Annotated in this window: 15 protein-coding genes; 7 read left to right on the top strand and 8 right to left on the bottom strand. The window is 37.8% G+C overall.

Annotated elements, in window-relative coordinates; all coding sequences use genetic code 11:
- Positions 1–2: 2 nt before the first annotated feature.
- The 7 genes from ACWNCI_RS06110 to ACWNCI_RS06080 all read right to left on the bottom strand — a co-directional run bounded on the left by ACWNCI_RS06110 (position 3) and on the right by ACWNCI_RS06080 (position 12,554).
- Positions 3–2,459 carry a glycoside hydrolase family 3 N-terminal domain-containing protein gene (locus ACWNCI_RS06110; RefSeq protein WP_449387585.1) on the bottom strand — a complete coding sequence of 819 codons (2,457 nt, stop codon included), beginning with the start codon at positions 2,457–2,459 and terminating at the stop codon, positions 3–5.
- 268 nt (positions 2,460–2,727) lie between these two features.
- Positions 2,728–3,606: an alpha/beta hydrolase gene (locus ACWNCI_RS06105; RefSeq protein WP_449387584.1), complete on the bottom strand. Its 879-nt coding sequence runs from the start codon at positions 3,604–3,606 to the stop codon at positions 2,728–2,730.
- 250 nt (positions 3,607–3,856) lie between these two features.
- The gene (locus tag ACWNCI_RS06100) at positions 3,857–5,029 is read right to left on the bottom strand and encodes an esterase (protein ID WP_449387583.1); all 1,173 of its coding nucleotides are present in this window, start codon (positions 5,027–5,029) and stop codon (positions 3,857–3,859) included.
- A gap of 78 nt (positions 5,030–5,107) precedes the next feature.
- A complete protein-coding gene (locus tag ACWNCI_RS06095; protein WP_449387582.1) occupies positions 5,108–6,778 on the bottom strand; it encodes a sulfatase family protein in 1,671 nt (556 codons plus the stop codon).
- An 18-nt stretch (positions 6,779–6,796) separates the two neighbouring features.
- On the bottom strand, positions 6,797–7,873 hold the full coding sequence (locus tag ACWNCI_RS06090; protein ID WP_449387581.1) for a formylglycine-generating enzyme family protein: 1,077 nt from the start codon (positions 7,871–7,873) through the stop codon (positions 6,797–6,799).
- Between the two features lie 114 nt (positions 7,874–7,987).
- Entirely contained in the window at positions 7,988–10,279 is a 2,292-nt protein-coding gene (locus ACWNCI_RS06085) for a glycoside hydrolase family 3 protein (RefSeq protein ID WP_449387580.1), read from the bottom strand.
- A gap of 10 nt (positions 10,280–10,289) precedes the next feature.
- Positions 10,290–12,554, bottom strand: a complete 2,265-nt coding sequence (locus ACWNCI_RS06080) for a TonB-dependent receptor (RefSeq protein ID WP_449387579.1) — start codon at positions 12,552–12,554, stop codon at positions 10,290–10,292.
- Positions 12,555–13,107: 553 nt separating this feature from the next.
- On the opposite strand from ACWNCI_RS06080, the gene ACWNCI_RS06075 reads away from it, so the two are divergent.
- Together ACWNCI_RS06075 and ACWNCI_RS06070 are read left to right on the top strand one after the other, a co-directional pair.
- Complete coding sequence (locus tag ACWNCI_RS06075) at positions 13,108–13,857, top strand: NUDIX hydrolase (RefSeq protein ID WP_346985131.1); 750 nt, start codon at positions 13,108–13,110, stop codon at positions 13,855–13,857.
- Between the two features lie 4 nt (positions 13,858–13,861).
- Positions 13,862–14,326, top strand: a complete 465-nt coding sequence (locus ACWNCI_RS06070) for an NUDIX hydrolase (protein WP_449387578.1) — start codon at positions 13,862–13,864, stop codon at positions 14,324–14,326.
- A 6-nt stretch (positions 14,327–14,332) separates the two neighbouring features.
- Here the strand turns inward: ACWNCI_RS06070 and ACWNCI_RS06065 are convergent, their stop codons facing one another.
- A complete protein-coding gene (locus ACWNCI_RS06065) occupies positions 14,333–14,563 on the bottom strand; it encodes a hypothetical protein (RefSeq protein WP_449387577.1) in 231 nt (76 codons plus the stop codon).
- Between the two features lie 158 nt (positions 14,564–14,721).
- On the opposite strand from ACWNCI_RS06065, the gene ACWNCI_RS06060 reads away from it, so the two are divergent.
- The 5 genes from ACWNCI_RS06060 (at position 14,722) to ACWNCI_RS06040 (ending at position 20,248) form a co-directional block, all read left to right on the top strand.
- Positions 14,722–17,613, top strand: coding sequence for an AsmA family protein (locus tag ACWNCI_RS06060; RefSeq protein ID WP_449387576.1), 2,892 nt, complete (start codon positions 14,722–14,724; stop codon positions 17,611–17,613).
- 1 nt (position 17,614) lies between these two features.
- Positions 17,615–18,226 carry an alpha-ketoglutarate-dependent dioxygenase AlkB family protein gene (locus ACWNCI_RS06055; RefSeq protein ID WP_346985136.1) on the top strand — a complete coding sequence of 204 codons (612 nt, stop codon included), beginning with the start codon at positions 17,615–17,617 and terminating at the stop codon, positions 18,224–18,226.
- A 124-nt stretch (positions 18,227–18,350) separates the two neighbouring features.
- Complete coding sequence (locus ACWNCI_RS06050) at positions 18,351–18,569, top strand: hypothetical protein (RefSeq protein ID WP_346985137.1); 219 nt, start codon at positions 18,351–18,353, stop codon at positions 18,567–18,569.
- 343 nt (positions 18,570–18,912) lie between these two features.
- The gene (locus tag ACWNCI_RS06045) at positions 18,913–19,143 is read left to right on the top strand and encodes a glutathione synthase (protein WP_449387575.1); all 231 of its coding nucleotides are present in this window, start codon (positions 18,913–18,915) and stop codon (positions 19,141–19,143) included.
- A gap of 106 nt (positions 19,144–19,249) precedes the next feature.
- The gene (locus tag ACWNCI_RS06040) at positions 19,250–20,248 is read left to right on the top strand and encodes an SDR family oxidoreductase (protein ID WP_449387574.1); all 999 of its coding nucleotides are present in this window, start codon (positions 19,250–19,252) and stop codon (positions 20,246–20,248) included.
- Positions 20,249–20,336: the final 88 nt, after the last annotated feature.

Genomic DNA, 20,336 nt, shown 5'->3' with positions numbered 1-20,336 from the left:
TTTTACGGTTTAATATCTTCAAATTGTGTATCAGCAGCAAACACATGCTGAACTTTCTCTACCGTAATTTCTTTAGGAACCGAAAAATCAACGGTTTGTCTGATATCCAGAGAAGAGGCTCCTACAGAAATTTTATAATTTCCTGCTTCGGCAATCCATGCACTTTTTGACGGAACATATGATGCCAGATCTTTCGGCTCTAAGGTCAATGTAATAGTCTGAGACTCTCCCGGCTTTAAATCTTTAGTTTTGGCATAGGCTTTTAACTCAGATTTTGGCTTGTCGATAGATTGATTCGGTGCTGAAAGATATAATTCTACCACTTCTTTTCCATGTACTTTTCCGGTGTTTTTAACCTCAAGGCTTACTTCCAGTTTGTTGTTAAAAGTTTTTGAACTTGTTTTAATATTGGAATAAGTAAAATCGGTGTAAGATTTTCCGTAACCGAATTCATACGAAGGTTTTACCCCAAAAGTATTAAAATAACGGTATCCGACATAAATACCTTCCTGATAGGTCACGTCTTTCGGATTGTCTGCAGGTACTCCCGGGAAATTCTTTGCTGAAGCATGATCTGTATAATTTACCGGGAAAGTCATCGTCAGTTTTCCTGAAGGATTTACTTTTCCTGAAACCACATCTGCAACGGAATGTCCACCTTCCTGTCCGGGTTGCCATGCCAGCAAAATAGCATCTGCCTTATCCTTCCATGAAGCGGTTTCGATAACGCCACCAATATTTAAAATAACAACTACCTTTTTCCCTTTAGCATGGAATGCATTTGAGATCTTGTCCAGCATTTCTATTTCTTCTGCCGCCAGATTAAAGTCATTATCAACAACTCTGTCGCCACCCTCCCCGGAATTTCTTCCCAGCGTCACAAAGGCAATCTCGGAAGTTTCAGCTTTTTTAGCGATAAAAGCATCATCCATTTTCATTTCCGGAAGTCTTTCAGGTAACGCCAGAATTCCTCTTGCTTTTCTTCTTTCTTTTTCGGCGGCAACTTCTTTTTCAGCATGAGGTTTATATAAGTCGACTAATTCTTTGTCTAATTTATAACCGGCAGCATTAAGACCTTCCAAAAGAGAAACGGTATGCTTATTATTCACGCTTCCGCTTCCGGTTCCGCCTGTAATCCACGCATAAGATGTCACTCCGAATAATGAAACTGCTTTTTGTTTATCGGCAAAAGGCAGCGCATTATTTTCATTTTTAAGTAAAACCATTCCTTCTGTCGCGGCATTTCTTGTTACTTCGGCGTGGTCATTCAAATTTGGCTTGTCGCTGTATTTGTACTGTGCGAAAGTTGGTGTTTTAAAAATGTATTCTAAAATTCTTTTTACATTTAAATCAGCCACTTGCTGGGATAGCTTTCCTGAATTAAGAGCTTCCAGCAATACTTTTTTCTGCGCAGGAATTCCCGGCATCAGGAGATCATTTCCGGCATTCATTTGTTTGACAACATCAGAAATTCCACCGGTTCTTATCGATTCAAATCCCGGGAAACCTCCGAACCAGTCGGTCATCACGATTCCTTTGAAGCCCCATTCATTTCTCAAAACCTGAGTCAGTAAATCTTTTGAGTCTGATGTATAAACACCATTCACTTTGTTATAAGATGACATTACTGTCCAGGGTTGGGATTCTTTAACGGCAATTTCAAAATTTCTCAGATACAATTCTCTCATTGCCCTTTCGGAAACGTGAGCATTAATCGTCAAACGATTCGTCTCTTCATTATTGGCTGCAAAATGTTTAATAGAAGTTCCCACACCCTGAGATTGAATTCCATTAACGATTGCTGCGGCAGTTTTTCCTGAAATTAAAGGATCTTCGCTATAATACTCAAAGTTTCTTCCGTTAAGAGGATTTCTGTGGATATTAAGGGCGGGAGCAAGCAATACATCAACGCCGTATTCTTTTACTTCATTTCCCATGGCTTTTCCTACCTGCTCAAGAAGTGTTTTGTTCCATGTCGAAGCCAAAGCAGTTCCCACTGGGAAGGCAGTAGCATAATATGTTTTGGAATCATTTGCTCTGGTCGGTGCAATTCTAAGTCCTGCAGGGCCGTCTGCCACTACCGTTGCCGGGATTCCGAATCTTGTCAATTCCGCAGTTCCTCCCGCAGCACCGGGAACAAGTCCTTGCTTAGAATCTCCTACAGGCCCGGTAAGAACTTCGATCCCCGGCATTCCTGTTCCTATCAGCAGATCAACCTTTTCTGCATTGGTCATCTGTTTGATGATGGCATCAATCCTTTTATTGGCTGAAAGTCTTGTATCTTCCCAGGCATCAAGTTTGCCGTTTCCGTTGAAGTCTTTAAATGTTTTTCCGTTAACCGTTACTGTTGTATTATTCTGTGCCTTAACAACTGGTGAAGCTGCTAATAATGCCAGAAACAGCGCTGAATATTTAGCTTTTTGAGAAAGTGCTGTTAATGTTGATATATTCTTCTTCATAATATTTCTTTGTTTGATATTTAATTTCTTTTTAATCACAAATCGAAGATTCGACGAAGTCAAAAAGGCATAAATTTTTTTTGACACATGAGTCACATTAGATTTAATTTAAATAGCTTGAAAATGTAAGAACACATAAGATGAAAATCAAAGATTTTCAAAGTGCTTTTGATGAACTTTAAAAGTTTTTGCATTCAGTTTTATAGGCAAAACTTTTGTGACTTTTGACTTCGTCGAATCTTCGATTTGTGGTTTAAATTTTAAGGGTTTATAAAAATTTGTGGAATTTCAGCCAATCCAGATAGATCTCCGACCATTTATCGACAGGCAAATTCTGTTTTGCCATTCCGAATCCGTGACCGCCTTTTTCGTAGATATGCAGTTCTGCCGGTTGCCCCGCCTGCAGCCATTTACTGTAAAGCAACACCGATTTTGGCGCGAGCTTCAGCTGGTCGTCGCTGGCTGCACAGATAAACAGCGGTAGGGTAGTATTCGGTATTTCTGTATTTAAGATTTCTTGACTCGGACCTCCGTAAATGGAAGCGGCAAAGTTCGGTAATGTAGAAGCATCTTTGCTGTGAAGTACACTTTCCAAAATGACACTCGCTCCGGCAGAAAATCCAATAACACCTAGTTTTTCTGTATTGATATTTAATTCTTTTGCATGCGTCCTGATGTAGGAAATCGCAGTTTTGATGTCTTCTCCGGCCATCACTTTGATCGGCGCCGTTTTTGCATCGAAAGCTTTTCTGTCTTTGATGTTTTCCATCATTTCGCGAGCCGGATCTCCGGTTTTGGTTTCCAGCAAACGATATTTTAAAACAACAGCCGTAATCCCTTTCTCCTGAAGAATTTTTGCTAAATCTCTCCCTTCTTTATTAATAGAAAGACTTTGAAAACCACCACCGGGAGCGATGACGATCACTGTTCCATTGGCTTTTGCCTTTGGCGCTTCAAATATTTCTATTGCGGGAGCAGCAACGTTGTAAACCAAATGGGTTTTGAATAAATCAGAATCCATTTCTTTTTCAGAATACGTCCAGTTTTCTGAACCGGGCGCTTTTCCTTGGTATAATGGAATTGATTTTTGAGCATTAATGGTATTTAATCCGAATAGGAAGATACTTGCTATGATTAATTTTTTCATTTTTAAATTATTTTGATTGTAAAAATTTTAACGCAAAGAGCGCAAAGTTTTTTTGATTATTAAACTGTTTTAAAGTTCGCAAAGGCGTTGCACTCAGCTAAGGGCCAAATTAAATAACAGTTACTTTTGTTATTGATTTTAACAGCGAATCTCACGCAGCCCGACCTGAGTGGAGCTCTTTTGCCGAAGAAAATCAGAGGCAAAAAAGCGGGAACGGAGGGCGGATTGAGCTGCCCCAATAATTAATTTTTTATTTAAACAATAACGGCACAAACTCGTTCAGATATGTTCTCCAATTGCTCCAGGTGTGGCCGCCTTCGGATTCTACATATTGATATCTGAAATTCATTTTGTCGAGTTTCTGACGGTAATCCGATACATTTTTGTACAGGAAATCTGTTTTTCCGATTCCGATCCAATACAGTTTATAAGTATTGTTCTGCTGGGCTTTCAGCTTTGAATCTAAATTCTGGTAAACCGGGCTTTTCTTTTCATCCGGCGGAAGAATAGCGGGAGAAAAAAGTCCGACATAATCGAACGTTTTCGGTTGATTCGCAGAAATGTACAGCGAATGAAAACCTCCCATTGAAAGTCCTGCAATCGCACGGTTTTCGGCATCGGCTTTTGTGCGGTAATTTGCTTCAGTGAAATCCATAATTTCCTTGAAATAAGTCTCCATATCACCACTGAAAATATCCGGTGTTCTCATATCGATTTTGTAAAAACCTTTTGAAGATTCTCCGGGTGCAGCGGAATTGCTGGTATGACCATTCGGCATTACGACGATCATCGGTTTTGCTTTTCCTTGAGCAATCAAATTATCCAAAATCTGGGAAGCTCTTCCTAATGTCATCCATGCTTCTTCGTCTCCACCCATTCCGTGCAATAAGTATAAAACAGGATATTTTTCTTTGGAGTTTTCGTAACCCGGCGGGGTGTAAACGGTTAATCTTCTGTCTTCTTTCAGTCCGTTTGATTTGTACCATCTTTTAGAAACGGTACCGTGCGGAACGTTCTGAACTTTGTAATTTTCCGACTGTTTTCCATCAACCAAAACCATACTCATCACCGATGAAACATCACGTACCTGATAAGAATTATTCAGATCATTGGCTTTAACACCGTCTACCACGAATGAATAGGTGTATAAATCCGGTGTGAAATCATTTTTACTGAATGACCAAATGCCGTCTTTGTCTTTCTGCAAATCGACAGAACCAGGCTCCATTCCTTTTGAAGGAAACCAGTTTCCCTGCAGTTTTACGCTGTTCGCATCGGGAGCGAGCAAACGAAAGGTCACATTCTGACCATTGATTTCCGGGGAGACCAAATTTTTCTTTCCGCTGAAATCAAGGCTTTCCTGAGCAAACATCATAATTGATGAAGTCAAAAGCAAGGTTAAAACTATTTTTTTATGAATCATTTTTAATTTTTTTTTAATGTGGTTTAAAAATAAATACCAGTCAGAAAACCAATATTCTGACTGATAATTTTCCAATTATTAAAATTCATCTTTAGGAACATTCAAATCCTTTCTATACTTGTCTAATCTCGCCTGTAATTCCTCAGTTACTTTTTCGTAACCAGGTTTTCCGTAGAGATTATTCATTTCGTTCGGGTCATTTTTCAGGTCGTACAATTCATTGTAATTAATATCCTCTGCATCTGTGATGTAATCAACTTTTTTAAGCAATTCCAAAACTCTGTATTCTCTGTAACCCGGAGTTAACTGAAATTTTGTTTTTGCTGCCTTCAAACCACCATCTCCGTAGAAATGAATCAATTTGTAACGGTCTGTTCTCACACCATCGTGCTTTCTCACCAAATGGAAAGCCGGATAATCGTAATAATGATAGTATAAACTGTTTCGCCAGTCTTTCGGTTCTTTGCCTGAAAATAGTGGTTCTAAAGTATTTCCGGGCATTTCAGGAGATTTTTCTGCACCTGCCATCGAAATAAATGTCGGCGCAAAGTCAATATTCTGAACTAAAGCCTGAGATTTTGTTCCTGCTTTAATTCCTTTCGGATAGCGCATCAACAAAGGTGTTCTGAAAGATTCTTCATACATAAATCTTTTGTCGAAATAATTATGCTCGCCCATATAAAATCCCTGATCAGACGTGTAGACAACGATTGTATTTTCTTTCAGTTCCGGGTTTTTATCGAGGTAATCTAAAATCTCGCCTACAGAATCATCCACAGATTTTACGACTCTTTCGTAGTCTCTCATATAATTCTGATACTTCCACAAAACCAGTTCTTTACCCGTCAGTTTTGCTTTCAGAAATCTTTCATTTCTAGGCTTATAAAATTTATCCCAAACGACTCTTTCTTCTGGTGTTAACCGGTCTAATTCTCCGGAAAGTGCTACAAATGAAAATTTGTCATAAGGTGTTTTTGCCTCTGCATTCAACTCTCCAACTTTCAAATCCTGCACAAGTTCGAGGTCTTTTGAAATGGTCATTTTCTGCTCTTTCGCAGCAACCCCTTTTCCTTTGTAATCGTCCCAAAAGTTTGATGGAAGCGGAAATTCCGTGTTTTCATAAAGATTTAAATACTGCAATTCCGGCATCCAGTTTCTGTGTGGTGCTTTGTGATGAACCATCAGTAAAAATGGTTTGTTTTTATCACGCTTATCTAAAAACTCGAGAGAGTGCTGTGTAATCAGTTTTGTTGCATAACCTTTTTCCTGAACATATTTGTCGTTGGTCATTTTACTTTTGAAAGTCGGGTTATAATATTTTCCCTGGTCATCTAAAATATTATAGTAATCAAAACCTTTTGGACTGGTCGACATATGCCATTTTCCAACTATAGCCGTTTGATATCCAACATCGTGAAGTGATTCTGAAAAGAAAACTTTTGTGGAATCAATACCTTCTGCCAACTGTTTTTGTCCGTTCTGATGGCTGTAAAGACCAGTCATCAGAGCAGCACGACTTGGAGTACACAAAGAATTTTCAACAAAAGCTTTTTCGAAGAGAATTCCTTCTTTTGCCAGTCTGTCTATATTGGGAGTTGGAGCCAGTTTTGAAACTTTGCTTCCGTATGCGCTGATTGTTTGATAAGAATGATCATCTGTCATGATATAGATGATATTGGGTTTTTTCTGAGCGTAAGAAATCTGGAACGCCACAGCTAATGTTAAGAGTAATAGTTTTCTTTTATACATTGTTATTCTTTCTATAAATTAATATGAGTTCTCATTTTCACTATATTCGGCAACACATCGGAAGCCTGTATTTTCAAGACTTGTATCGGGTGAAGATGCCATTCTGGATGATACTCTGTATCCAGAGCAATACATTTCATTACACATAAAAGAACCTCCTTTTACTACTTTCACAGCAGTATTGGGCATTCGCGGATCGTAGCTTTTGGCAGATCCTTGAGGATTCTCCGACACGATGTTTACCAAGCTCTGATAGTAGTTCTGGTCATAATTATCAGCACACCACTCCCAAACATTTCCTGCCATATCATAAAGTCCGTAAGCATTTGGAGCAAATGATTTTACTGGTGCTAATCTTTTAAAGCCATCGGTTTCCGTATTTAAATAAGGAAATTTTCCATCCCAGGTATTTGCTTTCGGTAAACCCTGATAAGGTTCTTCATTTCCCCACGGATATATCTGATTTTCTAATCCGCCTCTTGCCGCATATTCCCATTCAGCTTCTGTTGGCAGTCTTTTACCCGCCCATTTTGCATAAGCATTAGCGTCTTCCCAAGTGATATGTACTACCGGGAAGTTTTCTTTACCTTCTAGGTTACTCCCTGGCCCTTCAGGATGTTTCCAGTTGGCTTCCTTTTTCCATTCCCACCAAAGTCCTGGATTATTGAGAGGTACAGGGCTTGATGATTGTTTAAAAACAAGAGATGAAGCCGTCAGGAGACTGTCTGCCGGTTTTGGAGTTCCTTTGGGAAGTTGTTTTTTCAGTTCATTCCAGTTCGGTACCCTCTCTGCAGTTGTAATGTAACCTGTTTTTTCTACAAATTTTAAAAACTGCTCATTAGTCACCTCAGTTTCATCAATATAGAAGCTATTAACCTTTACTTTGTGCTGTGGATATTCATCTTTTCTGCCTTGGTTATCAGATGCACCCATCAAAAATGTACCTCCTTTAATCAAAATCATCCCATCCAGCGACCTATTTTCAGAAATAGAATAATTCTGTAAAGTTGTTGCTTGAAAACGTTTTTCGAGGGGGTGACAAGAAAGTCCCTGCGCATTTCCTTTACTAAAAAAAGCAGTTAATAAAACTATCATTAAAGGCACTTTTTTCATCCTTTTTGTTTTTCTTTAATATTAAAAAATTGCTGCCGATCCAAATCAAAAAATAAAATTCTGAGCCTATGTAAAACAGACTCAGATTCTAATCAATTACTTTTTATATTTCTCAGTTCTGGCATCTTTGATCACGCCGGACCAGTTCATTCCGTATCCGAAATCGTAGTTGTGATCTTCGGTGTCTTTATGCGTTTCCATATCGTAAGGGACGTCTTCTTTTTGCTTTTCAACGGTTGACATATTCGCAGGCATCTGAAGAGGAAGCAACCCTGAAGGCTCGTATTTCCCTGTAATGATATCTAAAACAGCCTGATTCGAGACATTGAAATTCATCAAAATTGCATCAGCGTGCTTTTCAAATTCATTAAAAACCATCGGTTTTGAAGCAGTTACAGAAACAATGACTGGTTTTCCGTTCATTGCTTTGTAGGTGTTCTGAATGGTCAATAAATCTGTAAAGTTGGTTGCTGTGGATGTTTTATTTTTAAACGTTCTGTCGTGAACATTCGGTGCCACAACCGGGTCGCCGGCTGCAATACTTTTTTCACGGGCTTCTGTCGCTGTATAAGTCTGATACTGAAGAGAAATCGGGACGTAACCATTTCCGCCTTCTTTGGCATCGATGTCGCTGTAACCACCTTCTTCACTATGCGGACTTTTCACAAAAACCAATGCGAAATCGGCTTTTGCAGGGTCTTCAGTAACGTTGAAATGCTTTTTTACTTTCTCAATATCAATAGGATAATCTAAAGACGGAGCGGTATAAATTCCCCACCAGTTGAACGTTGCCGGAGAATATCTCTTCGGAATATAAACCGTTTTTCTTTCTTTAATCGGAAGAATGTTGGCTTTGTTTTTCAGCATCACGATGGATTTTACCTGCGCTTCGTAACCTGCTTTCATAAATTCAGGATTACCGACGATTTTCTTGGTTTCCTCTACGTTGACATAAGGATTTTCAAACAACCCTGTTCTGAAAAAATTTCGTAATAAACGAACGGCAGACTGCTCAAATTTTGCACGATACGCTTTTTCACCGTGCTCTTTTACACCCATCTGATACGCTTCCAGAACGGGTCCTTTATCATTATTTCCTCCGAATTGGTCAACACCGGCTTCTAATACTTTGTAATGACGTTCTGCGATGGATAATTTTTCTGCGCCCCACGGTTTTCCGGCAAATCCGCCGGGAGTTTTTGGTTCGTCTGCGGTGATTAACCAGTCGGTGCAGACTACGCCGTCATATTTGTATTTTCCACGAAGTAAATCTGTAATTAAATATTTGCTGAATCCGTTTCCGACATTTTCGCCATTTTTTTTATCCTGATTAAAGCTAATCGTGTAATAAGGCATTACCGCTGCAGCTTCTTTCGTTCCTCCATTAAGTTTGAAAGCACCTTCTGTAAAAGGTTTTACATGGTTTTGGAAATTATTTCCCGGGTAAACGGCAAATTTTCCCATAGCCCAGTGACCGTCGCGGCCGCCTTCTTCGGGTCCACCTCCCGGCCAGTGTTTTACCATGGCATTCACACTTTTGTTTCCCCAGCCGTTTTTACTTCCTGTAGTTGTCTGGAATCCGTCGATATAACCTCTCGCCATATCTGCGGTCAGTTCAGGGCTTTCTGAGAAAACGTAGGCAATTCTGTACCAACGCGGTTCTGTACCCAAATCGATCTGAGGCGACAATGCTGTTGAAATTCCTAGCGCTCTGTATTCCTGTGCGGCGATATTTCCGAACTTTTTAACCAACTCAGGGTCAAAAGTTGCGCCCATTGCCAAACCGTCCGGCCAAAGTGAAATCTGTCCGCCTGCACCTTCATTAAATTCTGCTGTAACCGTTGCCGAATGTCTTGGGTCTGTACTGTTGTTGGCAGGAATTCCTAATCCTAAACCTTCAATATACGCCTGAATATTATTGCTCCATTTCGCGGCCACTTCGGGAGATTCTACTGTTGTTACCAGTACGTGACGCAAATTATCTTCCTTTAAAAATTTCTTCTGCTGATCGGTAAGATCCCATGCGTTGGCTCCGCTTTCTTTATACAATTTTCCATTATATTTTCCTGCTCTGAAACCGTCTGCCGGAGCAGGAACCGATTGATGACCGCTGTATAGCATTAATCCTGCGATCTGTTCGATGGTCATTTTTGAAGCCAGATCTTTTGCTCTTTCATCAACAGGTAGTCTCCAATCTTCGTATTTATCCAGTTTTCCGTTTCTGTTTAAATCTTTGAATTTATTTCCGCCAATTGTCAGAATTTTCACCCCTGAATCTGTGGAATATCCTAAAACAGGACCTTTGGAATTCGTAACCGTCTGAATATTTTGTGCAAATGCTGTTACTCCTAAAAATAATGCAGCAATATTTAAAACTGTTTTTCTCATTTTTAAATTTTTAGAAATTAAAGCTTACGGAGAATTGTCCTGTCAGTGGCATAATGTACGTTCCCGTCAACAATTTTCCGTAATACGGACTTGCATCGGTAATCAATTCGGCACCGTTAATGGTTCCGCTGGCTCCTCTTTGATTAAGGAAGTTGATCACTGTCGCGCCAACATTGATATTTTTGTTAACCGTATAGCTTACCCCGCCGAAAGTTTCCCATCTTGGTGCAAAGTATAATGCATTCGTAAGGTTCGCATATTGTTTTGAGAAATATCTGAAACTCGCCCAGAATCTCCATTTGTCAATGGTATAGCTTGGGTCGATTTCCATCAATACTTTAGCAACGCCTAACACATTGTTGTCACTGTAATTGTAGTCTTTTCCGAAAGCATTGAAATTAAATTTCTTATACACCGGATTCTGGAATGTAACTAAGTAATGTAAATTGAATCCTTTGAATGGTTTTAAAACAAAATCCGTCGTCCATCCTAAAGTCTGAATATCGTAATACACTGTTGTCGTCTGAGCCTGAGAACTATTGGCCGGGTTTACGAGGTTATATCTGTTAAGATTGTTGTTCTTTTTAAGATAAGTAGCCTGAGAAATCAACTGAATCCAGTTGGTATTCCAAAAAATCCCGAATGCTCCCAACGGGCTTTTAATTTTATTGGTATTCGGTTCGAAAGCCTGAGAGTAACTTTCCAGTCTTCTGTTTTCTTCTGTGTATAAGAAGTTGGCTAAAACTCCGAAGTTTTTGGTAATGTTGTACGTTGCATTCAGGCTTCCTGCAATCTGGAAGAAACTTTGACTGATATGATCGAACTGAGCAGAATCTGTAAAGTTAAAACCAATCGTTCTTGGCGTCAAAGAATATTCTCCGTCAAGGATGTGGTTTCTCAAATGTAAGCCGTAGCTTACATTAAAGTTGTCAGTAACTTTCCATTCATCTGTTCCATAGACTGACAATTTGTTTTCCGTTCCGCTGTGATATTCTCCACCTGCGTTGTAATTGTAGAATCCGTCAGCATCGGTATTGGGACCAATCAGTCTCTGAGGTTGTGGTTCAACAGTCTGGAAGAAAAAAGTACGGTCAGATGTGAATTTGTCAACGTGATAATATTGTTCTAATACTCCGAATGTCACATTATGATTTCCGAGCTGTTTATTTAACGAAAAACGACCGGCAACGCTGGTAATCGGAGTTTCCGGTGTGTACATTCCCAGAATAGTTCCTACTTGTCCGGAATAAGGCTGACCAGTGGAGGCCAAAGTATATCCTGCTGAAGAATCAGCGTTAAAAATGCTTAAAGGAATCATATTAGACATTTTCACTTTAGAAAAATGCGCTCTTGTTGAGAATTTAAAATTCCAGCCGTTGTCTAAAAAATAATTACCGAAAATATCGATATTATGCGATTTTGACCTGTTATCATTTCCACTCATTGACCTCCAAGAGTATTCTCCGGTAAGAATATCTTTGACTTTCATCAGTCCGTCTCTCACCACGTAAGAATCTCTACCGATTTTAAAATTGTCGAGCTCAGTTACTTTACCTTCTGCACCGTATTCGAAAACAGCATAATTGGTGATGCTATAAGAATCTGCATATTTGTATAAAACCGAGATTTTTCCCTTATCATTATTGAAATATTTGGTAATGCCTGCCCTGAAGATCTTTGTTTCATCAGCATTTCTTGCAAAGCCTAATTTGTAGGTACTCGGGTCAAAGTTTGCAAAAGCACCTACGGTATAAGTCCAGCCGTTTTTAGAAATCGGCCCGGAAGCGTTTACGTCACCTTGTAGCCAACCAAAAGTACTCGTCGTAAATTTTCCTTTCAATTTGAAATCCTTTGTTCCGGTTTGAGAGTAAGAATTCACTGCAAAACCAAGGTCGCCCATTGTATTGGCCAATTGGTCCATTTTCAGAAGTCCTGTTTTCTCAAGACCTACACTCTGTCTCCATGTTTTGTTGGGAAGTTCAGGCCAGAAGAAATAAACTGCCGGAAGGTCGTTTTCAAGAATAGTAATTCCTCCAACTGTTGATGGTAAACCGATATTCACGTCCCTTGGACTTGTATTGTTGGCTGCGTTCAACATTACATTTCTGTTGTTGTCTTCTTTGGAAGAAGTGGTAACGATTTTTACGCCTTCTTCATTTTTAACCACTGCTTTTACTGCTGTTTTCACTGAAGCACTGTCGGTTTCCTGTCCAAAAACGGTTGTGAAGGAAATCACCAATGCCAATGCTGAAATCTTAAGAGTTGATTTTCTCATTGCTTAGTTTTCTAAATTCTATATAGTTGTTATCGTACATGTTTAAAGGCATAGTTCATCCTGCATCCAAAAAAATGTATGGATGAAACTTTATTTCAGCACCGGGATTGTTTTTACAGCCGGTATTCCTCAGCATCAGGTTTCTCGAAATGGGGTCAGCAGCGTTTGCTTTTTACTGATCTGCTTTCGATTCAGTGTAAAAGACGGTTGTCTTTTCGATTCATTTCTTTAAATCCAAGAAAGTGTAATCGTCGAAGCAATTTCGTTCAGATTAGTGTTTAAATTCATTGCTTCTGTATGAAGCAATACAATACTACATTCTTTTGTTCAATTATCCAAAAAAATGTTAATAAAATTTAATAATGGTATTTAATTATTTATTAATCAGCGTTTTGTTAATTTGTTTTTAAATTTTTTTTTAATGTTTCTCATTGAAACAATGCTTGTAATTAACCAAATTGTTCCCCAAAAAGTATGACAATACGACCCTTTTTAAGTTTTTTCAAAATTTTTACTAGATTTGCTCAAATAAAATTTTCCCTAATTTTTCCAAATGGATTCTAAACAAAAGATTTTAGACAAGTCGAATGAACATAAAGAGTTTTTCTTACCTCATCTCTCTGCAGATCCTGTGATTTTCGGATTTGATCAGAATGAGCTGAAGGTTCTGCTTCTTAAAATGAATTACCGCAAACAATGGCTTTTACCTGGCGGATACATCCGCAAAGATGAAGATCTGGATGAAGCTGTGGTAAGAATTTTAAAAGAAAGGGCAGGGATTACCGATGTTTATCTTGAAGAATTCGGTGTTTTTGGAAAAAAGAACAGGAGCGAATTTTATTTCGAAGATTTTGATGAAACGCTCTTTCACAAGCAGAGATTCGTCACCATAGGATATTACGCGCTTTATAATCCGGACCGGTTTAAGCTGATTGCCGATGAATACAGTGAAACTTGTGAATGGATCTACCTGAGTGAGCTTCCGGAGATCGAACTTGCTATGGATCACCGTCATATTATTGAAAAAGCTTTGCTGACTTTGAGGGAAAAAATTTCGCATAAGCCGATAGGATACAATTTATTACCTGAAAAATTTACACTTTCTGAGCTTCAGAAATTGTATGAAGTGATCCTTGGAAAAGAACTTAACAGAGGGAATTTCTACCGGAAGATCAAAAATCTCGGGATTCTGAAAAAGCTGGATGAAAGACGAAAAGGAGGCGCGCATAAAGCTCCGGATTTATATTCTTTTGATGAAGAAAATTATGCAAAAGCGCTGGAAAACGGATTAAGTAGCTGGTAATTTTATGAAGATAAGTGCCGGAATTCTATTGTTTAAAAGAGAAGAAGGAAATTTCTTTTACTTTCTTCTGCATCCCGGAGGGCCTTTCTGGAAAAATAAAGACCTGGAAGCGTGGTCTATCCCAAAAGGCGAAGTTTCTGAAGGCGAAAATTTACTGGAACATGCCAAGACTGAATTCGAAGAAGAAACAGGTAAAACTATTGACGGAGATTTTATAGAATTAGAGTCGATTACTCAAAAGGGTGGTAAAAAAGTCTTTGCATGGGCTTTGGAAAGAGATATTGAAACTTCTGACATGAAAAGCAATGTAATAACGATAGACTGGCCGCCAAAATCCGGAAGAAAGATGGAAATTCCCGAAGTAGATCGTTGGGAATGGTTTTCTTCCGACGAGGCAAAAAAAAGAATAAATCCCGCGCAGGCAGGACTTATTTTTCAACTTGAAGAAATGCTTTCGTTCAAAAAATAATTTTTATTAATCGTTTGTTTCTTTTTTAAAGCTTACCACTTCATAATTCCCGTCGGAACAGTATTTTTGGCAGCTTTCATCATTAAATGTTTCCGGAGATTTCAGAAAATCTTCAATAAATTTGGCACTTTCATCCGTGTTGGAAGGGGTGATGACCACATGAAAAAGATTTAATACAGATTCATCAGCATTTTTCAGTGATTCTTTTTTATGTTCTTTAGCTTCTTTGAAATTCATACTACTATTTTTAAGTTTTTTGGCTAATGAATAAATTATGCCATCTCAGCTATTTTTATGTAATAATTAAACCTTTATGGCATTTCTGTAAAATAATTTCAATTTCTATGGCGTGATTTTAGATAAGTGTAATTTATTATACTCAAAATTACATGCTGATGGAAAGGTTTAAAAGAATAATTTTAAAGGTTCTAAAATGGTTGGGGATTTCGATAGCATCCATTCTTTTTTTAATGTTTATCATACCCATTCTGTTTCCGGGAACGATCTCGGAGCAAGTAAAAATATTTGCCAATCAGCATCTTGCAGGAAAGCTGGATTACAGGAAAACGCATCTTACATTTTTCAGGCATTTTCCGTCGCTTACTGTTTCTGTGGATGATTTTTTACTGAAAGGGTCGAAGCCTTTTCAGAACGATACTTTACTTGCCGCAAGGGAAGTAGCAGTAGGAATCAATCTTAAAAATCTTATATTCGACAGAGAGGTAAAGATCGATGAAATCTACGTTACCGATGCGTACGGAAATGTGTTTGTCAATAGTAAAGGAGAGGCCAACTACAATGTCTATGTTTCTAAACCTTCTCAAAAACCAAAAGATACAACAGGTTCGGAGACTTCTATAAAGCTTGACCTGATCAAACTTAAAAACTGGAATATTAAATACAGAGATCATTCTGCAAAAGTGCTGGTGGATGCCAAAGGTCTTAATTATACCGGAAGAGGCGGCCTGAGCGAAGATATTTTCGATCTAGAAACCAATCTGGATATTGACAAAATTGATTTTAGTCTCAACAGGATTTATTATGCCAAACAGAAAACCGTGCATGCGGACCTGATCACAAGGATCAATACCAATGCACTGACTTTTGTTTTAAGGAAAAATGAATTAAGAATCAACGATCTGCCGCTGAAATTTACAGGTTTTTTAAGCATTCTGAAAGATGGATATAATCTGGATATCAGAGCTGCTTCCGAAAAAACGACTATTCGTGATATGATCTCCGTGCTTCCGCCACAGTACCTCGATTGGGCAAAAGACACTAAAATTGAAGGTAATAGTGATCTATTTTTCAATCTGAAAGGACGGTTTAGTGAACAGCAGAATCTTAAACCAGGACTTAAAGCAAGATTACTGGTAGAAGACGGTTTGGTTTCCAATGGAAAAGCACCGGTTCCGATGAACAATCTCAACATGGATCTTAATATAGATCTGCCATCTCTCGATACGGAACAGCTTGCCATTGATCTTAAAAACTTAGGTTTTGATCTCGGCCGAAACAACAGCTTTAAAGCCGTAGTTAAAACAAAAGGATTAAATGAAATGCAGGTAAATGCTGATATAAAAGGTACTGTTGATCTGCAAATCCTTGACCAGGCGCTTGGACTGAAAGATATCGATGTCCGAGGTTTAATGAATACTAATATTAAATCGAATGGAATTTTCAGTCTTGATAAAAAATTATTCCCGAAAACAAATGGTTACCTGAATCTTAAAAACGGCTGGCTTAAAACAAAATATTACCCGAATCCTATTCAGAATATCAATATTGTAGCGAATATCGTTAATACAGATGGAACTTTTAAAAGTCTTGGCGTAAAACTAAATCCTTTCAGGTTTGATTTTGAAGGTAATCCTGTGTTCGTAAATGCAGACCTTCAGAATTTTGAGGATGTTCTGTATAAAGTTCGGGCAAAAGGCGTTCTGAATGTCGGTAGGATTTACCGTGTTTTTGCCAGAAAAGGTTTTGATGTCAGCGGACTGATCATGGCAGATTTATCTTTAAATGGAAGACAAAGTTATGCAACAACAGGCCAGTATAGCAAGCTGGATAATAAAGGAACTTTAATTTTAAAAAATATAAAGGCGACCACAGAATTTTTACCCAAATCATTCTTTATTAAGGAAGGAAATTTCCGTTTTGAAAATGAAAAAATGTGGTTTACTAAATTTCTTGCTACCTACGGAAAATCTGATTTTGCATTAAATGGCTATCTTTTAAATACAATTAATTATTTTATTGAAAGAAAAGGAACGCTCCACGGAAAATTTAATTTGAATTCCAATTATATTCTTATTGATGAATTCATGGCTTTAAAAAATGGAGATAATTCAAAAAAATCCATTGACGTTGAATATGCCAAAGTAGAAAATCCAAAAAGCAGTGGAGTAGTGATCATCCCAAAAAATCTGAATGTTTCTCTCCAAACCAATGTCAAGAAAGTAGAGTTTAAAGGATTAGGCTTAAACCATCTTAAAGGCCAGGCTTCTGTGGGTAAAGGTGAGGTTTATCTTAAAAATACGTCGTTTGACATTATCGGAAGTAAAATGAATATTGATGCACGATATCAGAACGAATCTCCGCTTACAGCTAACTATGATATTGCGCTCAAGGTGCTGGATTTTGATGTTCAGCGGGCTTACAAAGAAATTGATATGGTGAGGGAAATGGCTACTGCAGCCAAAAATGTCAAAGGAATTGTTTCCATTGATTATAAATTAAAAGGAGACTTTGATAAAAATATGAAGCCTATTTATCCATCGCTTGAAGGTGGTGGTATTGTTAATCTTCGTGATGTTGAAGTTAAAAATTTAAAAATGCTTTCTGCAGTGGGAGATAATATCGGTGCTAAAGCATTCAATAATCCCGATATGAAAGGGGTTAATATTGAAACCCATATTAAGAATAATCTTATTCATGTGGACAAATTTACCTTCAGGGTTTCTATTTTAAGGCCGAGCATCAGCGGAACAACAAGTTTCAATGGATTGCTCGATCTCAGGGTCAGAATTGGAATTCTTCCCGGCGGTCTCATCGGATTTCCTATTGTCGTAACCGGAACACACGAAAAGCCGAAGATTAAAATTTTCAGTAAGAATGGTCAGGGCATTCTGGATGCAGCTTACAACAGGAAGCTTAATAAAGTAATCCGTGAAGAGCGAAGAGCCGAAAAGAAAACAAAAAGGCAGCAGCGTAAAGAAAAAGAAGCGCAGGAACAACGGGCGAAAAATGCTGAAAAGCAGATTACTAAAGATTTAAAAGAAAAATAAAATGAGCCAGTTAAGTTTATTTGGTTCAGATGAATATTATGAATTTCCGGAAGAACTTCTGGAGTATACAGATCATTTTTTAACAGGAAAAGAAGCAACGGAGCTTCAGGAAAATCTGATGCTTACAACACCATGGAAGCAGAATACACAGAAAATGTACGACAAAACGGTACTGACTCCGCGTTTAACGGCCTGGTATGGCGACAGCAACAAAATGTATCATCTTGGAAATAATGATTTTACTGTTAATGAATGGTCACCGGAATTATTTACTTTAAAAGAAAAGATTGAAACATGCTCGGGTTATATATTCAATTCTGTCCTGCTCAATTTGTATCGCGACGGAAATGATTCGGTGGCGTGGCATCGGGATAAGGAAAGTGAACTGGGAAACCGTCCTGTAATTGCTTCTGTAAGTTTAGGACACGTAAGAAATTTCGACTTTAGAAAAGTTGATGATCACCAGAAGAAATACAGCCTGGCTTTAAATCATGGTTCATTATTAATCATGAAAGGTGATCTACAGATGCATTGGGAACATCGGATTGCAAAATCATCCCGGATGATGAAGCCGAGAATCAATCTTACATTTAGATTAATCCGTGAAATTTAAGCAAGATATTATATAAATAGAAATAATTATTTATTAATACCATAAAATAGTAAAAATAATATGTCTTAATATAATTTGGCAAAGAAATTGTCTATTGATAACCAAAGTATTAAAAACATCAGCTATGAATATTTCTTATTACGATTTTAAAAATATGCCTAATCAGGATCAATTCAGTTTAGTGATGAATGAAGGACGGATCATGAATGAAAGAACGGTTAATACGCTGAGGTATGTTCTCTATGAAATTTCACATTTTACGGTTGAAATGATTTATAATATTCAGAAAGATAAAATCGAAGGAATTAATGTATTTCAAAATAAAGGAGCATATTCAATTTAATTAATACAAATAGATCTAATACAGAGCAGCCTTCGGTTGCTCTTTTTTTTATTGTTTCTTTTTAAATTTTGTACGATTTATATGTTTGGATTAGTGATAAAAGCATTCATTTTATGATATTAATAACAAAATGATTCATAAAAACAAAAAATCCTCAGAAAACTGAGGATAAAAACTAATAACCATGAAAACTCAAATTAAACATGAGTAATAATTAGTATTAAAATATTATGCCATTTGATTTCCTGATAGAATATTTTTAATAGTAATTAAGATATTTTAAGAAAAAATAACAATTCGGATTCTTGGCACGGTTTATTCTGTACCAACTAAAATAGAAATCATGGCACACAGAAATTTTAGAAAAGAGGATTTTGTAAAAGATGAATCCTCGAAACAATATCAGATTGAATTCCGCAAAGGGAACGTCGGTACAGGCTCTGATCTTATTGTTGAAAGAGAAAACGAAGACGCCGAATATGAAACACTTCAGGCTGAAATCCGAAGACACGAAGACAGTATTTTTATAAGTTGGAGCGAACCATTTAACGGAAGAGTAATTTTTGATGAATAAAAATAAGAATCCTGAATAATCTTCAGGGTTTTTTATTTAGTCGTATAAATTCGCTTATGGCATAATAATAGGTTCTTTTAGGTAATTAACCAAAACCAATCACAAAATGAAATCCAATAATGAAATCCAACAAAGCCTTAAAGGAAAAACAGTCGTCATTACAGGAGGAAGCAGTGGAGTAGGGAGAGCTGCAGCAGAAGCTTTCGCGCTGGAAGGCTGTAATATTGTTGTAGCAGCAAGAGGAAAAGAAGCGCTGGACGAAACTGTCACTTTGTGCAGAGATCTTGGAGTTGCCGCACTGGCGGTCCCTACGGACGTTTCGGTGGCCTCTGATGTGCAGAACCTCGCCAATAAGGCATTACAATTCAACGGAAGAATAGATATATGGATCAACAATGCGGGAGTGATGGCAAGCGGGAAATTTGAAGAGATCCCGATGGATGTAAATGAGCAGGTTATTAAAACCAATCTTTTCGGATATATGCATGGCGCCTATACGGTATTGCCAATTTTTAAAAGACAAAATGAAGGCATACTCATTAACAATATTTCAATCGGAGGTTTTATGCCTGCACCGTACAGTGCTGTGTATTCTTCTACAAAGTTCGGAATTCGTGGGATGATGGAGTGCCTGCATGGCGAAATTTCGGATTTTGCCAATGTGCATATCTGCAATCTTTATCCTCAAATTCAACGTTCTACCGGGAATATGCATTCCGCAAAGTTTTCAGGTCTTGATTTCAAAATTCCGCCATTTGCTGCAGATCCCAGAGATACAGCTGCAAAATTTGTCGAACTGGCAAAACATCCTAAAAAAGAACTTTTCCCGGACCTTACTTCAAGAATTCTGACAGGTTTATATGGATTATTCCCAAAACCAATTATCAATACTGCTTCTGCTGGCATGAGACTCATGATGAAACTGAAAAATGCACCTTCTGATTCAGGAAATGTTTTAGAGCCTTCTTCCGAACCCCACAGAATTTACGGTGAAACAATTTTGCCGGTACCTTCCAAAAAAACAAGATTAGCAATGATGGCCGGGCTTGGTCTCGGGCTTGCCTTTATGTTTCTTAAAATCAAATCTTCAGGAAGTAAAGAGTAAAACTTTAAAGTTTATAACAAATAAAAATTAATTCGGATAGACATTAGATTTATCCGATTTTTTTTATCAAAAATCCTGGAGAATTTGA

This window comes from Chryseobacterium lineare, assembly GCF_977014045.1.
Note: the sequence above shows the minus strand (reverse complement) of the source record. Positions and strands in the feature narration are given on the sequence as shown.

What these genes read in the sequence shown, in the direction of transcription:
- ACWNCI_RS06110 (WP_449387585.1), bottom strand. Translation starts at nt 2,459, where the DNA reads ATGAAGAAGAATATATCAACATTAACAGCACTTTCTCAAAAAGCTAAA.
- ACWNCI_RS06105 (WP_449387584.1), bottom strand. Translation starts at nt 3,606, where the DNA reads ATGAAAAAATTAATCATAGCAAGTATCTTCCTATTCGGATTAAATACC.
- ACWNCI_RS06100 (WP_449387583.1), bottom strand. Translation starts at nt 5,029, where the DNA reads ATGATTCATAAAAAAATAGTTTTAACCTTGCTTTTGACTTCATCAATT.
- ACWNCI_RS06095 (WP_449387582.1), bottom strand. Translation starts at nt 6,778, where the DNA reads ATGTATAAAAGAAAACTATTACTCTTAACATTAGCTGTGGCGTTCCAG.
- ACWNCI_RS06090 (WP_449387581.1), bottom strand. Translation starts at nt 7,873, where the DNA reads ATGATAGTTTTATTAACTGCTTTTTTTAGTAAAGGAAATGCGCAGGGA.
- ACWNCI_RS06085 (WP_449387580.1), bottom strand. Translation starts at nt 10,279, where the DNA reads ATGAGAAAAACAGTTTTAAATATTGCTGCATTATTTTTAGGAGTAACA.
- ACWNCI_RS06080 (WP_449387579.1), bottom strand. Translation starts at nt 12,554, where the DNA reads ATGAGAAAATCAACTCTTAAGATTTCAGCATTGGCATTGGTGATTTCC.
- ACWNCI_RS06075 (WP_346985131.1), top strand. Translation starts at nt 13,108, where the DNA reads ATGGATTCTAAACAAAAGATTTTAGACAAGTCGAATGAACATAAAGAG.
- ACWNCI_RS06070 (WP_449387578.1), top strand. Translation starts at nt 13,862, where the DNA reads ATGAAGATAAGTGCCGGAATTCTATTGTTTAAAAGAGAAGAAGGAAAT.
- ACWNCI_RS06065 (WP_449387577.1), bottom strand. Translation starts at nt 14,563, where the DNA reads ATGAATTTCAAAGAAGCTAAAGAACATAAAAAAGAATCACTGAAAAAT.
- ACWNCI_RS06060 (WP_449387576.1), top strand. Translation starts at nt 14,722, where the DNA reads ATGGAAAGGTTTAAAAGAATAATTTTAAAGGTTCTAAAATGGTTGGGG.
- ACWNCI_RS06055 (WP_346985136.1), top strand. Translation starts at nt 17,615, where the DNA reads ATGAGCCAGTTAAGTTTATTTGGTTCAGATGAATATTATGAATTTCCG.
- ACWNCI_RS06050 (WP_346985137.1), top strand. Translation starts at nt 18,351, where the DNA reads ATGAATATTTCTTATTACGATTTTAAAAATATGCCTAATCAGGATCAA.
- ACWNCI_RS06045 (WP_449387575.1), top strand. Translation starts at nt 18,913, where the DNA reads ATGGCACACAGAAATTTTAGAAAAGAGGATTTTGTAAAAGATGAATCC.
- ACWNCI_RS06040 (WP_449387574.1), top strand. Translation starts at nt 19,250, where the DNA reads ATGAAATCCAATAATGAAATCCAACAAAGCCTTAAAGGAAAAACAGTC.